We start from the raw sequence: 13,886 nt of genomic DNA, 5'->3' as shown, positions 1-13,886 counted from the left end.
TGCCTCAGTACCGTCCGTCCGCTTACGTAGCGCAGACCATCATGACGGACGCCGGACCAAGCGGACGCACCGACCCCCCGAAGCCCCCGAGGTACCCTCCGCTGTCGGTGGCGGACGGTAGGTTGTGGCGCATGACGGTTCGCATCGCCACCTGGAACATCAACTCCGTGAACGCCCGGCTGGAGAAGCTGCTGGAGTGGCTCCGCTCCGCGCAGCCGGACGTGCTCTGCCTGCAGGAGCTGAAGTCCACCACGGACGCCTTCCCCTTCGAGGCCGTCCGCGAGCTCGGCTACGAGACGGCCGCGCACGGCACCGGCCGCTGGAACGGCGTGGCGATCCTCTCGAAGATCGGCCTCGAGGACGTGGTCCGTGACCTGCCCGGCCAGCCCGGCTACCTCGACCCGGCCGCCGCCGAAGAGGACGCGCTGGTCCCGGCCGAGCCGGAGGTCGAGCCGCGCGCCGTCGCCGCCACCTGCGGTCCGGTCCGCGTCTGGTCGGTCTACGTGCCCAACGGGCGCGAGGTCGACCACGCGCACTACGCCTACAAGCTGCGGTGGCTGTCGACCCTGCGCGACGCGGTGGTCGCCGACGCGGCGGCCGAGCGCCCGTTCGCCGTCCTCGGGGATTTCAACATCGCGCCGACCGACGTGGACGTCTGGGACGTCGCGAAGTTCGAGGGCGCCACGCACGTGACGCCCGCCGAGCGGGCCGCGCTGGCGGATCTGCAGGCGGCCGGCCTGGCGGACGTCTTCCCGCGTCCGCTCAAGTACGACCACCCGTACACCTACTGGGACTACCGCGGGCTGAGCTTCCCGAAGAACTACGGGATAAGGATCGACCTGGTCTACGGCAACAAGCCGTTCGCCGAGGCCGTCTCCGACTCCTACGTGGACCGCGAGGCGCGCAAGGGCAAGGGCACCTCCGACCACGCCCCGGTCGTGGTCGACCTGGCGCTCTGAGCCGAGGCACCGGTGGCCAGCAGGTACTGGCCGACGAGGTACGTGAGCATGATCCAGAAATCGGCGGCGGGCAGCTGCGGCCAGTGGGCCAGGCCCGTGGCGATGAGCGAGTCCGAGAGCAGGAAGAGCCCGCCGCCGAGGCCCGTCACACGCTTTCCGGTCTGCAGGCCCGCCGCGGCCGAGGTGGCGGCGGTGCCGGCCAGCAGCAGGCTGTAGCAGGCGACGGGGATGCGCAGGCCGGCCGGCAGGTCCGGCCAGAGCGGGACGATGAGTGCCGCCCAGACGACGGCGTAGCCGGCGAGCGCCCACCCCACTCGGCGCGTCAGCGGCCGAAGCGCGCCGGCGCGGGTGAAGAGCGTGATGTAGCAGACGTGCGCGGCGGCGAAGCCGCCCATGCCGACGAGGAACCAGCTACCGCCGAACAGCAGCGCGGTGTCACCGACGCACGAGGCGGCCAGCGCGCCGACGAGCAGCCGGGGCGCTCGGCGCGGCAGCACGGCGAGGGCGAGCGCCGGCATCAGCAGCGGCTTGAGCGGGTCCTTCGCCAGGGAAGGACCGAGCAGGGTGAGCCCGAGGTAGACGGCGGAGAGGACCAGGTAGCCGAGCAGGCGGCGGTCCGTCGCGGCGGGGGTGGTGGTGCTGCTCACGCGGTGGCCTTGGCCTTCGGGGTGGTGACGGGTGCGGTGGTGACGGAGGCAACGGGGGCGTCGGCGGAGGCGGGCGCCCAGCCGGGTCCGCGGAAGAGGTAGCCCAGGCGCTCGCGCCACCCGTGCGCCGAGGCGAGGTCGCGGCCGATCGAGGCGTACTCGTGGGTGGCGACGCGCAGCGGGTTGTAGGTGGAGATGTTCTTCGTCAGCCCGTAGACCGGCCGCTCGGTCTCGGCGGCGAAGGTGCGGAAGAGCCGGTCCCAGACGATCAGGATGCCGCCGAAGTTGCGGTCCAGGTAGCCGCCTTGGGAGGCGTGGTGGACGCGGTGGTGCGAGGGCGTGTTGAAGACGGCCTCGACCGGCCGGCCGAGGCGGTCGATGCGCTCGGTGTGGATCCAGAACTGGTAGACCAGGCTGACCGAGCCGCAGAAGGCCACGGCGGCCGGGGAGATGCCGAGCAGCACCATCGGCAGGTAGAAGACGCCGAAGCTGAGGTCCGTCCACGGCTGGCGCAGCGCCGTGGAGAGGTTGTAGTGGCGGCTGGAGTGGTGCACGACGTGCTGCGCCCACAGCAGCCGCACCCGGTGGTTGCTCCGGTGCGACCAGTAGTAGCAGAAGTCCTGGAGCAGCAGCATCAGCGGGACCGTGGCCCAGTGCACGCCGATCCGCAGCGGGGTGAGCGCGTAGACGGCGTTGTAGAGGACGACGGTCGGGATCTTCCAGAGCAGGTTGGTGAAGAGGCTGCCCAACCCCATGCCGAGGCTGGTCGCGGTGTCCTTGCCGGCGTAGCCGACCTCCTCCTCGTCCGGATGGACGAGGAAGGAGATCAGTTCGATGACCGTGAGCAGGACGAACGCGGGGATGGACCAGAGCACGGGGTCGGGCAGGTTCGGCATGGCCCGCAGCGTAGGGCTGTGCGAACGCGCTGGCTAGATCCCGTTACCGGGAAGTAGAGCCGGGCCTGCGGCGACGGGTCAGTGCGACGGTGCCGGCACCGAGGACGATGACGGCCGCGCCGGCGCCGAGCAGCGGCGTGGTGTCGTCCCCGCCGCCGGTGTGGGCGAGCGAGCCGCCGGTGGTCGACCCCGTGCCGCCGGTCCCGGTGGGCTGGGAGGAGGTCGGTGTCGGGGTCCCCGGGTGGGAGGGGGACGGCGACGACGAGGGCGCGGACGGGCTCGGCGTGGGGGAGTGGGAGGGCGAGCCGGAGGGCGTCGAGGTGCCGGGCACGCATCCGCTGTAGCTGAAGTGGTGGGTCTCCGCACCGCCCGCGCTGGTGAGCGACGCGGCGACGACCTCGCCGTTGAGATTGCCGCTGCCCAGGTGCACGGCCGCGTTCGGCGCGAGCAGGGTGCCGGGCCAGGCGGTCCCGTCGCGCTTCACGACGCCGGTCGCGTCGGGGAAGTTCCACAGCAGTCCGCCGCGGATGCCCGTCAGGGCGGCATCCGGCTCGGTGTAGTCGTCCTCGTGCCAGCCGCCCGTCGTCGGGTCCTTGAGGAGGACGGCGCTGGTCCCGCCGGTGTTCATGTCGTAGCTCGTGCCGGTCACGGTGACGACGGTGCTGGAGCCGGCCGGCACGTCGATCCGGATCTCCCCGGCGGCCTGGAGCTGCTGGGCGGTCAGAGTGAACACGTTGAGCCGGGCGGCGGTGCCGGTCAGGGTGAGCACGGCGTTCGCGCCGTCCTGGTGCAGGGTGGCGGTCCCGGTGGCCGGGAGCGCGGCCAGCCGGGCGGAGGTGGCACGCAGCGCGGTGAAGGACCGGGCGAAGTCGATCGGGGAGGCGCCCTGGGCCGCCTGGCCGCCGCCGTTCATCCAGAGGTGGGCGCTGCCCTGGAGCGCGCCGTAGACGGCGTTGCCGCGCATCACCTCGACGTTCGCCGTGCCGAGGTCCAGCGTGCCGCCGACGACCAGGGCCGCGCCGCCCGGCAGCGCGGCGGCCTGAGCAGGGCTCAGCTTGGCGCCGAGGCTGAAGCCGTGGGTGAGGTCGGCGTTCCCGCCGACCGCGACGGCGCCCTCGGCGTCGGCGGTGCGCTGGGAGTCGCCGGCGACGAACTCGGTGTACCCGGCGGCCGCGCCGAGCGGGTTGCCGCAGGAGGGTGAGGTGGAGGCGCTGGCGGTCACGGGGGTGACGAGGGTGGCGAGCGCGAGGGAGCCGCCGAGTACGACGGCGGCGGGGAGGGTGTGGCGCATGACCGTGGATGTTCTCGGGGCCGCGCGCGCAGCGGCAACGGCCATGTCGGACTTGCCCGACATGGCCGCCGCATTTGTGCCGGATTTAAGGATCGCTTAGGGGGATGAGGTGAAGATCACATTCACAGGGCCGAGCACTCGCCCAGCTTGGTCCCGCGGACGGCGTTCGGACCGCCCATCGAGTCGCCGATCTGCGCGGCGGGACTGTCGCCGTAGCAGCCGAGGTCGCCGTTGACGGTGTTCTGCACGACCTCGTTGCCGTCCGGGTCCGCGGTCTTGTCGTCGGAGACGAGGATGTTGGTGCCGACGTGGTTGCGGATCGTCCCCGCCCAGCACGAGCGCAGCCCGATGGTGCTGATGTAGCCGCCGACGGTGTTGTCCTCGAAGTCGTCGTAGGCCGCGGAGGGCTGGCCGTTCATGGCGAGGGTGGTGAAGGCCGCCATCTCCGGCGAGGGCGCGCAGGTGAGCCCCGGGCCGTCGTCGAGCGTGGTGACGTCGCCCTTCACCGTGTCGGAGTGCAGGATCACCGCGAGTGCGTGGTCGCTGTTGATGTTGCCGTCCACCTCGTCGGCGGTCGTCGTGGCACAGTTGGCATGCGGTGAGCACCCGAGTCCGAGCGCGGCCCCGCGCCCGACCTGCACGTTGCCCTTGACGTGCACCGACGCGCCAGTGATGGCGTTGAAGACCGATCCCTTGGTGACGTAGAGCTGGGTCTCCACGGTGACCGACGCGCCGTCAGGGACGGTGCAGGTGCCGTGGACCACGAGCGCGTAGTAGTCGCCGGAGGCGATGCTGCCACCGTCACAGAACGTGACACTGCGGTGGGAGGCGTGGGCCGCGGGCGCACCCGCGAGGGCGAGGGCGGATGCGGCGGCGACGGCCACCGGAGCGGCGCGAAGGATGCTACGGAACAACGTCGTTCTCCTCGGGAGGTCCCCCTGGGTGGTTGACGCTGTTCACGCTAGGCGGGGCTCTTCCGGACTGCCATGTGAACGCCGGATGACATTACTCTCCGTGTCTGTCGTCGTCGGGCCCTGGCGCTCCGCGAGGGAACCGAGCTGGACGGTGCGCGAACCGGCCGGATTGACGTGACCGTGCCCATTCATGGAGATTCTTGATTGCGATGTCTTGACATGCTCCGGCAATATCGTCGCGGACCTGTCAGATTGACGGATGGTCGGCCTGTCCATGATCGCGGGAGCGGATCGGCGCCGGTGCGGGTCCGGGCGCGCGTCCGGCCGCTGATCTGCACTCATCCCCCTTGCTGTGCGGCGGCTTTTCGCGGTCGGGAATGCGTGGAGAAACTGAGCCGTAGACGATCTTCTGCGATGGATCAGGCTCTGGGAAATCGCCTTGAGAACCGATGAAACGAACTGGTCGAGCACGATGCTCGAATCTTCCGGAAGATGCTCACGCCCACGTCAAGCCGGTCGGACGAAGCGTCAAGTGGGAGCTCAGGGGCCCTCGATGACCATGGCCACCCCGGGGAGTGGGGGCTTGCGCAACGGTTCGGCATCGACATACGCTCCAGAACGTAACAATGATCAAGGCCGGGGGGCTCGCTGCGGTTCTCGCCTCCCGCCACAACCTCCCCTATTCCGACACCCGCTCCGCCCTGCGCTGATTCTTTTCTGCCGACGGGCGCGCCGCGGCATGCCTGCGCGCCCACCGGTCGGTGGGCGCCGGCCCAACTCGAACGACGATGAAGAACGACGATGAAGGATGCGCGATGACTGCGTCGGTCCCGTGCCACGTGGTGGTCCTCCACCGGTGGCGGGCTGAGTACGTCGACTACGCGAGCGTGCTCGACCACACCGTCAACCGAGTCAGCTACGTCACGACCGAGGTCGGTCGGGTCCGGGTCCCGGACGCCGCGGCCGGGGTCGAGATCGTCGACCACACCGACGACCTCGTGTCGGTACGCAAGGCGGTTTCGGCGCTCGCCGAGCAGTTCGGGCCCCCACAGCGCATCGTCGCGCTGAAGGAGGACGACCTGCTGACCGCGGCGATCCTGCGGGACGAGTGGGACTGTCCGGGAACCCGCCCCGAGCAGGCGTTGCGCTTCCTCGACAAGCTGGTGATGGCCGGCGTCGTGGCCGCCCGCGGCCTCGCCGTGCCCGCCGTCGCGGCGGTCGACAGCGCGGACGCCGTCCGTGCCTTCGGTGCGGAACACGGCTGGCCCGTGATCGTGAAACCGCGTATCGGCAGCTCCAGTGACGGGGTGTCACGGTTGCGCGGGCCGTCCGACGCGGACGGCGTCGACTACACCGAGCGGCCGATGCTCGCGCAGGTCTACAACCCGCACCCGATCTACCACGTGGACGGGGTGTACCAGGGCGGGCGCCTCGCGGCCTTCCGCGCCTCCCGGTACGTCAACGACTGCCTCGGCTTCCGCACCGGCGACTACCTGGGATCGGTCGAGGAGGACCACCCGGCGACGGTGGCCGCGATCGGTGCCGCGGCGGAGCGCTTCCTCGGCACGTTCGACACCGACCCGCTGGTGTTCCACCTGGAGCTGTTCGTCGCCCCGGCCGTCGGCACCGCCGCGCCCGCGTGCACGTTCCTGGAGGTCGGAGCCCGGGTGGGGGGCAGTGAGATCCCGTTCCTGTGGCGGGAGGTGTACGGGTACGACCTGATGGCGGCGGCACTCAGGCTGCAACTGGGCGAGCCGTTGGACGTGCCGGAGCTGACGGACGGTGAGGTGGCCGGCTGGCTGCTGGTTCCCTCCCCGGCGCGGCGGCCCTGCCGGATCACCGAGGTCACCCCGTTGAGCGGCCGGATCCCCGGCCTGTACGCCGAGGCGCTGCTGGGCCGCGGTGAGGTGCTGCCCCTGGCCGACGCCTACTACGAACACGTGGGTGGTCGGTTCCGGTTCCGCGGCGCCACGAGCCGGACGGTCGAGCAGGCCATCCAGGCCGCCGCCGCCGACTTCCGCATCAGCGCCGAACCCGTAGGAGACGTGGCATGAAACATGTCGTACTGGTCGATCCGTACGCGCCGGCCAGGGGACTGCCGCCCGCGTTCCTGGCGGCGGGCTACCGCTGTGTCCGCCTCCAGAGCACGGCCGAGGTTCCGGTGGTGTACCGCGGCCCGCTGGACCTCAGCGGCTACGTCGAGAACGTCGTGCACCACGGCGACGTCGAGGACACCATCCGGCGGCTGTCGGTGTACGAGCCGGTGGCCGTCCTCACCGGTAGCGAGCTCGGCGTCGAACTGGCCGACGAGATAAGCGAGTTGCTGGGCCTGGACAGCAACGGAACCAAGCTGAGCGCGACCCGGCGCGACAAGTTCCAGATGGTCGAGCAGGTGGCGGAGGCCGGGCTGCGCGTGCCGCGCCAGAAGCTGGTCACCGACGAGGCCGAACTGCGGGCCTGGCACCAGGAGATCGGCGGCCGGATCGTGGTCAAGCCGCTGCGCAGCGCCGCCGGGGACGGGGTCACGTTCTGCGACGACCCCGACCGGTCCGCCGCGGCGCTCGCGGACATCATGGGACGGGAGAACATCTTCTCGCTGCCGAACCTGGGTGTGGTGGCGCAGGAGTACCTGGTCGGCGCGGAGTACATCGTCAACACCGTGAGCCGGGCCGGGCGGCACCATCTCACGGACTGCTGGAACACCGGCCGGCTGTCCGTGAACGGCGTCACCGACCTGCTGGTGGAGAGCAACCTGCTGGCGCCCGACGCCCCCGAGGTGGCCGAGCTCACCGAGTACGCGTTCGCGGTGCTGGACGCCCTGGGCATCCAGTTCGGCCCGGCGCACCTGGAGATCAAGACGACACCGGACGGGCCGTGCCTGGTCGAGATCGGCGCCCGCATCTCCGGTGGCGAACTGCCCTACTTCTCGGCCGAGGCGATCGGCGAGTCGCAGCTCGACTGGACCGTCGACTGCTACGTCCGGCCCGAGCGCTTCGACGCGCGCTGCGGTGAGCCGTACCGGCTGAAGCACCACTTCGCGTGGTCTGCGCTGGCCTCGCCGTGCCGGGGCACGCTCCGCGCCTACCGGGGGATCGAGCAGATCGAGGCCATGGAGAGCCTTCGTGCGCTGCGGACCTTCGTCGCGCCGGGCGGCGCCATCGTGCCCACGGTGAACGACATGACCTACCCGCTCACCGTCACGCTCCACCATGCGTCCGACGGTGTCCTGCAACGGGACCTGAACACGATCAGGTACCTGGACGGGACCGGCTTCTACGACGTCGACCACGACCGGAAGAACGGCTGAACCCATGCGCATTGTCGACCTGACCCACGGCTTCTACGAGGGCATGCCGTCCTACCCGGCGGACTGGTTCCCCCAGTTCAGCTTCGACCGGGCGATGACGCCGCAGACGGACCCGTACGGCACCAACCGCACGTTCTCCACCCTGCACATCTTCCCGCACAACGGGACGCACGTGGAGTACAAGCTGCACTTCTACCCGGACACCGAGGGCATCGCGGACGTCCCGCTGGAGACCCTCATCGGCCGGGCGTGCGTGGCGGACCTGTCCCACAAGCAGGACCTGGAGCCGGTGACCGGCGAGGACCTGGACAAGGCCGTGGGCGACGTGTGGTCGCCCGGCGACCGCCTGCTCATCCGCACCGACTACCTGCGCAACAACTGGGGCACCGAGGACTACTGGGACCGCCCGCCCTACCTGACGCCCTCGGCCGCGCAGTGGGCGATCGACAACGACGCCGCCCTGGTCGGCTTCGACTGCCTGACCGAGCGCCCCGGTGACGCCGAGTCGCCCGTGCACCACGCGCTGCTGGCCGCCGGCATCCCGATCCTGGAGTACGTCACCAACATGCACGAGCTGCGGCAGCCGGTGGTGCAGCTGTTCGCGCTGCCCATCAAGGTGGCCGGTGTCGAGGCCGCTCCCGCCCGCGTGGTCGCGCTGGAGTACCCCGACGGTGCCGTTCCCGGTGCGGGGCGCTGACGTGACGCTCATCGCTCCATCGGCCGCCTTCCTGCGCAGCGGGCTGCGTGCGGGTGACCTGGTGCACCGTCACGAGCTGCGCGGCCCGGACGTCGACCCTGTCGTCGCGGCCGCCGCGCTGCGCGGCACCGAGCGGACCATGCTCAGCAGCCGGACGTCGGAGCCGGGTCAGGAACCGGTGGTGCTGCTCGGGACCGGCGAGCTGGCCGTCGCCCGTCGCGTGCGCGGCGAGCACGACCTCGCGCCCGCCGACCCGATGACCGACCCGGTGACCTTGGCGGTCGACTTCCTGGCCGGGCTGGAGTTCGGGCCCGGCGCGAGCCGGGACGAGCGCAGCTGGTACGGCTGCGTCGGCTTCGACGCGGTCACCGACTTCGAGCGGCTCACGCTCCAGCGGACCGCCCTGCCGACCTACGACCTGTTCCTGCCCGAGGTGCTGGTCCGTTTCGACGGCACCGCGACGACGGTGGTCGGCCGCGGTGCCACGGCGGCGGCGGCCCGCACCGCCGCCGAGCGCGTCGAGCGCGTGCTGCGGCAGGCGGGGGAGTTCACGGCGGCCGCGCCGCGCGTCGGCGCCGGTGCCTTCGGGTACGGCGTGGAGGAGTACGTGGAGGTGGTGCGCCGGGCCAAGGAGTACATCCTGGCCGGCGACATCTTCCAGGTCGTGCTCTCGGTCCGCTACTCGGCCCCCGGTGCGGCCGACGGCCTGTCGGTCTACCGGCGGCTGGCGGAGTTCAACCGCTCGCCGTACCACTTCTGGTACCGCGGTGGTGAGTTCGAGGTCGTCGGTGCCTCGCCGGAGCCGTGCTTCACCGTGGCCGGCCGTGACGTGCTGATCCGGCCGCTGGCCGGCACCCGGCCGCGCGGCGCGGACCTCGCCGCCGACCGCGCCGCGGAGCAGGAACTGGTCTCCTCGGAGAAGGAACTGGCCGAGCACCGGATGCTGGTCGACCTGGCCCGCAACGACCTCGGGCGCGTCTGCGTGCCGAGGTCGGTCCAGGTGCCGCGGCTGATGGAGGTCGAGCGGTACTCCCACGTCATGCACCTGACCTCGGACGTCCGGGGCGTGCTGCGCCCGGGCTGCCGGACCGACGACGTGATCCGCGCGGGGTTCCCCGCGGGCACCATGACCGGTGCGCCCAAGCTGCGGGCGATCGAGATCATCGACGAACTGGAGCCGGTCGGCCGGGGCCTGTACTCGGGCGCCGTCGGCTCGTTCGGCGTGGACCACGCCGACCTCTACCTGACCATCCGCGCGTTGGTCCTGCACGAGGGCGAACTGCACCTGCAGGCCGGCGGCGGGATCGTCCACGACTCCGATCCGCTCGCCGAGCGCGCGGAGTGCGTGGCGAAGCTCGGGGCCGCCGCCCGCGCGGCGTCCGTCACTCTCGGGCCCGAGGCGGCATCGTGATCATCATCATCGACAACTACGACTCCTTCGTCTACAACCTCGCGCAGTACGCCGGGCAACTCGGGCACGAGTGCCGGGTGGTGCGGAACAACGCGCTGACCGTCGACGAGGTCGCCGCGCTCGACCCGAGCCTGATCCTCATCTCACCCGGCCCGGGTGGGCCGCAGGACGCGGGCATCTCGCTGGACCTCGTCCGCGACCGCGCCCTGCGCGTGCCGATCCTCGGGGTCTGCCTCGGACACCAGTGCATCGCCGAGGCCTTCGGCGCCCGCGTGGTCCGGGCGGCGGTGCCCATGCACGGCAAGCTCAGCCCCGTCCTCCACCAGGGCACCGGCGCCTTCACCGGGCTGCCGAGCCCGCTGGAGGTCACCCGGTACCACTCGCTGACGGTCGATCCGGCGTCGCTGCCGCCGGAGCTCGTCGTCACGGCCTGGACCGAGGACGGCGAGGTCATGGGCGTGCGGCACCGCGAACTGCCGATCGAGGGCGTGCAGTTCCATCCCGAATCCCTGTTCACCGAGAGGGGCCTCGACATGGTGGCCAACGCACTGCGGGCGGCCGAGCAGGTGATGGCATGAGCGCCACCACCGACAGCACCCGCACCACCGACGTGACCCGGCATCTGCAGGAGACCCTGCACTGGCACTTCAGCCCCGAGACCGGATCGCCGTTCTGGCTCAGGCGCCGGGACAGCCTCGGCTTCGACCCGCTCACCGACATCGAGTCCCTCGCCGACCTGCGCCGGTTCCCGGACGTCAGTGACGAGCTGCGCACCGTCCCGGCCGACCTGCTGGTCCCCGCCGGCGCGGCCGGGAACCCGTTCGAGGTCTACGAGTCGGGCGGCACGCTCGGCGCGCCCAAGCGCGTCGTCGAGCACAGCTCCCGGATGGAGGGCGTCGACTGGGTCGAGACGATGCTGCCCGCCTTCGGCGGATCGGGCCACTGGCTGCACGTCGGGCCGACCGGTCCGCACATCGTCGGACGCTCCGTGCGACGACTGGCGCAGCTGCGCCGGTCGATGTTCTTCACCGTGGACTTCGACCCGCGCTGGGTGAAGCTGCTGATCCGCACCGACCGCCGCCAGTTGGCCGACGAGTACGTGCAGCACGTCCTGGACCAGGTCGAGCTGATCGCGCAGTCGCAGGACATCCGGGTCCTGTTCATCACGCCCCCGGTCCTGGAGGCGCTGTGCGGACGCGAGAAGCTGTACGCGCGGCTCGCCGACCGCGTCACCGGCATCATCTGGAGCGGCACCAGCATCAGCGGCACGGCCCTGCGGCTGCTGCAGACCGAGTTCTTCCCGCAGGCCGAGGTGCGCGGCATCTACGGCAACAGCCTGATGGGGATCGCGCCGCAGCGGGCGCCCGAGCCCGGTGACACCCACGCGTGCGTCTTCCGTACCTTCCAGCCCCGGTCGATCGTCCACGTGGTGGACCCGGAGTCCGGTGAGCGGGTCGCCCCGGGCGAGCGCGGCCGGGTCCTGGTGCACCTGCTGACGAAGGACCTGTTCCTGCCCAACGTCATGGAGCGCGACACCGCGGTCCGGATCGCGGCCGAGGGCGCGGACCCGGACGCCGGGGACGACCTCGCCGACGTGCAGCCCTTCCGCCAGGTCGCCGGCGCCCAGGTGATCGAGGGCGTGTACTAGATGAGCACCGCGATACTCCAGCCCCTCGTCGCGGGCGAGACCGTCGCCTGCGACGAGACGGCCGAGCTGCCCGGCCTCGACGGCAGCCCGGTGGCCCGCGTCGGGATCTCCCCGACGCTCCTGCTCCGGCTCGCCCTGCGGCGCACCCGCGGCGCGGCCGTGCCCGCCGAGGTGTTCGGCCGGGCCGGGACGTTCTTCGCCCAGGCCGAACTGGGCGGGGACTCCGCCGAGGTTCACCGCCGCCGGGTGGTCGCCGTGACCGGTCTGCCGGACCGGGTCGTGGCCGACGGACTGCGCAGCGTCCGCGACGGGTTGGCCCGGCTGGCGGAGAGCACCGAACGGCAGCTGCCCGCGCCCACGGACGACGTCCGCTGGGTGCCGCGCGGCCGGACCCTGGGCGTGGTGACCCCGTCCAACCACGTCGACCCGCACCTGACCTGGGCCCGGGCGCTGTCCGTCGGCTACGGCGTGATCGTGCGGCCCGGGACCCGGGACCCGTTCACCCCCTTCCGTCTGGCGGCCGCGCTGCTCTCGGCCGGACTGCCGCCGCAGTGCCTGGCCGTCCTGCCCGGCGGCCACGACCTCGGCGAGCGGCTGCTCGGCGAGACCGACCTCGGCATCGTGTACGGCGGCCCGGCGGCCGTCAGCCGCTGGGCGGAGAACCCGGGGGTGCTGACCCGCGGGCCCGGGCGCAGTGCCGCGCTGCTGGACCGTCCGCTCACACCGGAGATCGTCGAGGCGCTGGCCCGCTCCGTCGCCGCGGACGCGGGCGTGCGCTGTGCCAACACCTCGGTGATCCGCACCAGCGGCGACCCGGCCGAGGTCGCCGACGCGCTCGCCGCGCGCCTGGACACGCTGCCGGTCCGTCCGGCGGCGGACCCGGACGCGGTGCTGCCCTGCTTCTCCGCCGACCAGGCCGCCGGGCTGCGGCGCACGGTCGCCGAGCTGGAGCAGGCCGGACTGCGGCGCCACTCGGCGGCCGACGGCCCGGTCCCGCTGCCGGACGGCACCTGTGCCGCGCGCCCGGTCGTGCTCAGCACGACCGATCCGGCGCACCCGGCGGTGGGGACGGAGCTGCCCTTCCCCTTCGTCGTCGTCGCGCCCTGGTCGGCCGCCGACGGTCTGGAGCCGTTCGGCCGGACCCTGGTGCTGTCGATCCACAGCGAGGACGCCGGCCTTCCCCTCGCCGCCCTGGCGCACCCGCAGATCCGCCGCGTCGTCGTCGGCGGTGCGGTGCCCTGGACCAGCGGGCCGCACCTGCCGCACGACGGCAGCCTGACCGGCTTCCTGCTGGAGCCCAAGGCGCTGCTCTTCGGCGAACCGCTCCCGGGCGAACCGTTCTCGGACAAGGAGTCCCTGCGATGAAGCACGTGGTCGTCACCGGAGCCTCCGGAGACCTCGGCACCGCGGTCGTGGCCCGTGCGCTGGCCTCCGGAGCGGAGGTCCTCGCCCAGTTCCACACCCGCGCACCGGCGCTGAGCCATGACGCGCTCTCGACGGTCCAGCTGGACCTGACCCGCGACGAGGGCCCCGCCGAGCTGCGGAAGGCGCTGCCCTGGGAGAGCGTGGACCTGCTGGTCAACTGCATCGGCGGGGCCCGGCCGGTCCCGTACGCCGAGCTGGACACCGCCGCCTGGCGCGACAGCATGCAGCTCAACGTCGAGGTGCCGTTCGCGGTGACCCGCGAGCTGATCGCGCCGCTGGCCGCCGCGGCCGGCGCGGTGGTGAACCTCTCCAGCGTGGCCGCCTTCACCGGTGGCGCCTTCGGCCCGCACTACGCCGCCGGCAAGGCGGCCGTGGTCGGCCTGACCAGGTCGGCCGCGCGGGAACTCGGTGAGCAGGGCATCCGCGTCAACTGCGTGGCGCCCGGCCCGGTCGCCTCGGCGATGACCGACTCGCTGCCCGAGGCGGTCCTGGCGGGCCTGCTGGCCACCACCGCGCTGCGGCGGGTCGTCACGCCCGAGGAGGTCGCGGACACGGTGTTCGCGCTCGGCGCGGCCACCGGTGTCACCGGCCAGACGCTCGTCGTCGACGGCGGCCGGTTCCTGCACTGACCTCCCCGGCCGCGACGTCGCGGCCGGCATCCGGCTTCACCCCGAACCCGACCTCTTTGCCC

Annotated in this window: 13 protein-coding genes; 9 read left to right on the top strand and 4 right to left on the bottom strand. The window is 72.1% G+C overall.

Annotated elements, in window-relative coordinates; all coding sequences use genetic code 11:
* The first annotated feature begins 131 nt into the window (after positions 1–131).
* Positions 132–959, top strand: a complete 828-nt coding sequence (locus ABH931_RS12400; protein ID WP_370112442.1) for an exodeoxyribonuclease III — start codon at positions 132–134, stop codon at positions 957–959.
* On the opposite strand, the gene ABH931_RS12395 is transcribed toward ABH931_RS12400, so the two are convergent.
* The 4 genes from ABH931_RS12395 to ABH931_RS12380 all read right to left on the bottom strand — a co-directional run bounded on the left by ABH931_RS12395 (position 884) and on the right by ABH931_RS12380 (position 4,707).
* Entirely contained in the window at positions 884–1,606 is a 723-nt protein-coding gene (locus ABH931_RS12395) for a lysoplasmalogenase (RefSeq protein ID WP_370112441.1), read from the bottom strand. The genes ABH931_RS12400 and ABH931_RS12395 overlap by 76 nt on opposite strands.
* Positions 1,603–2,502 (bottom strand): sterol desaturase family protein, encoded by a 900-nt coding sequence (locus ABH931_RS12390; RefSeq protein ID WP_370112440.1) that lies wholly within the window; start codon positions 2,500–2,502, stop codon positions 1,603–1,605. The genes ABH931_RS12395 and ABH931_RS12390 overlap by 4 nt, the downstream gene beginning before the upstream one ends.
* Positions 2,503–2,545: 43 nt before the next feature.
* Positions 2,546–3,793, bottom strand: a complete 1,248-nt coding sequence (locus ABH931_RS12385; RefSeq protein ID WP_370112439.1) for a choice-of-anchor A family protein — start codon at positions 3,791–3,793, stop codon at positions 2,546–2,548.
* A 122-nt stretch (positions 3,794–3,915) separates the two neighbouring features.
* Positions 3,916–4,707 (bottom strand): hypothetical protein, encoded by a 792-nt coding sequence (locus ABH931_RS12380; RefSeq protein ID WP_370112438.1) that lies wholly within the window; start codon positions 4,705–4,707, stop codon positions 3,916–3,918.
* 815 nt (positions 4,708–5,522) lie between these two features.
* On the opposite strand from ABH931_RS12380, the gene ABH931_RS12375 reads away from it, so the two are divergent.
* From ABH931_RS12375 to ABH931_RS12340, 8 genes are read left to right on the top strand one after another with little or no spacing between them, the layout of a single operon-like run.
* Positions 5,523–6,761 (top strand): acetyl-CoA carboxylase biotin carboxylase subunit family protein, encoded by a 1,239-nt coding sequence (locus ABH931_RS12375; protein ID WP_370112437.1) that lies wholly within the window; start codon positions 5,523–5,525, stop codon positions 6,759–6,761.
* A complete protein-coding gene (locus tag ABH931_RS12370) occupies positions 6,758–8,014 on the top strand; it encodes an ATP-grasp domain-containing protein (protein WP_370112436.1) in 1,257 nt (418 codons plus the stop codon). The genes ABH931_RS12375 and ABH931_RS12370 overlap by 4 nt, the downstream gene beginning before the upstream one ends.
* 4 nt (positions 8,015–8,018) lie before the next feature.
* Positions 8,019–8,711: a cyclase family protein gene (locus tag ABH931_RS12365; protein WP_370112435.1), complete on the top strand. Its 693-nt coding sequence runs from the start codon at positions 8,019–8,021 to the stop codon at positions 8,709–8,711.
* Between the two features lies 1 nt (position 8,712).
* On the top strand, positions 8,713–10,122 hold the full coding sequence (locus ABH931_RS12360) for an anthranilate synthase component I family protein (protein ID WP_370112434.1): 1,410 nt from the start codon (positions 8,713–8,715) through the stop codon (positions 10,120–10,122).
* Positions 10,119–10,700 carry an aminodeoxychorismate/anthranilate synthase component II gene (locus ABH931_RS12355; RefSeq protein ID WP_370112433.1) on the top strand — a complete coding sequence of 194 codons (582 nt, stop codon included), beginning with the start codon at positions 10,119–10,121 and terminating at the stop codon, positions 10,698–10,700. The genes ABH931_RS12360 and ABH931_RS12355 overlap by 4 nt, the downstream gene beginning before the upstream one ends.
* Positions 10,697–11,770, top strand: coding sequence for a phenazine biosynthesis protein (locus ABH931_RS12350; RefSeq protein WP_370112432.1), 1,074 nt, complete (start codon positions 10,697–10,699; stop codon positions 11,768–11,770). The genes ABH931_RS12355 and ABH931_RS12350 overlap by 4 nt, the downstream gene beginning before the upstream one ends.
* A complete protein-coding gene (locus ABH931_RS12345; RefSeq protein ID WP_370112431.1) occupies positions 11,771–13,135 on the top strand; it encodes an aldehyde dehydrogenase family protein in 1,365 nt (454 codons plus the stop codon).
* Positions 13,132–13,824: an SDR family NAD(P)-dependent oxidoreductase gene (locus ABH931_RS12340; RefSeq protein ID WP_370112430.1), complete on the top strand. Its 693-nt coding sequence runs from the start codon at positions 13,132–13,134 to the stop codon at positions 13,822–13,824. Before ABH931_RS12345 ends, ABH931_RS12340 begins: the two co-directional genes overlap by 4 nt.
* Positions 13,825–13,886: the final 62 nt, after the last annotated feature.

This window comes from Streptacidiphilus sp. MAP12-33 (assembly GCF_041261265.1).
Taxonomy (GTDB): Bacteria; Actinomycetota; Actinomycetes; order Streptomycetales; family Streptomycetaceae; genus Streptacidiphilus.
The sequence above is the reverse complement of the archived record's forward strand: the minus strand, read 5'-3'. Positions and strand labels throughout refer to the sequence as shown.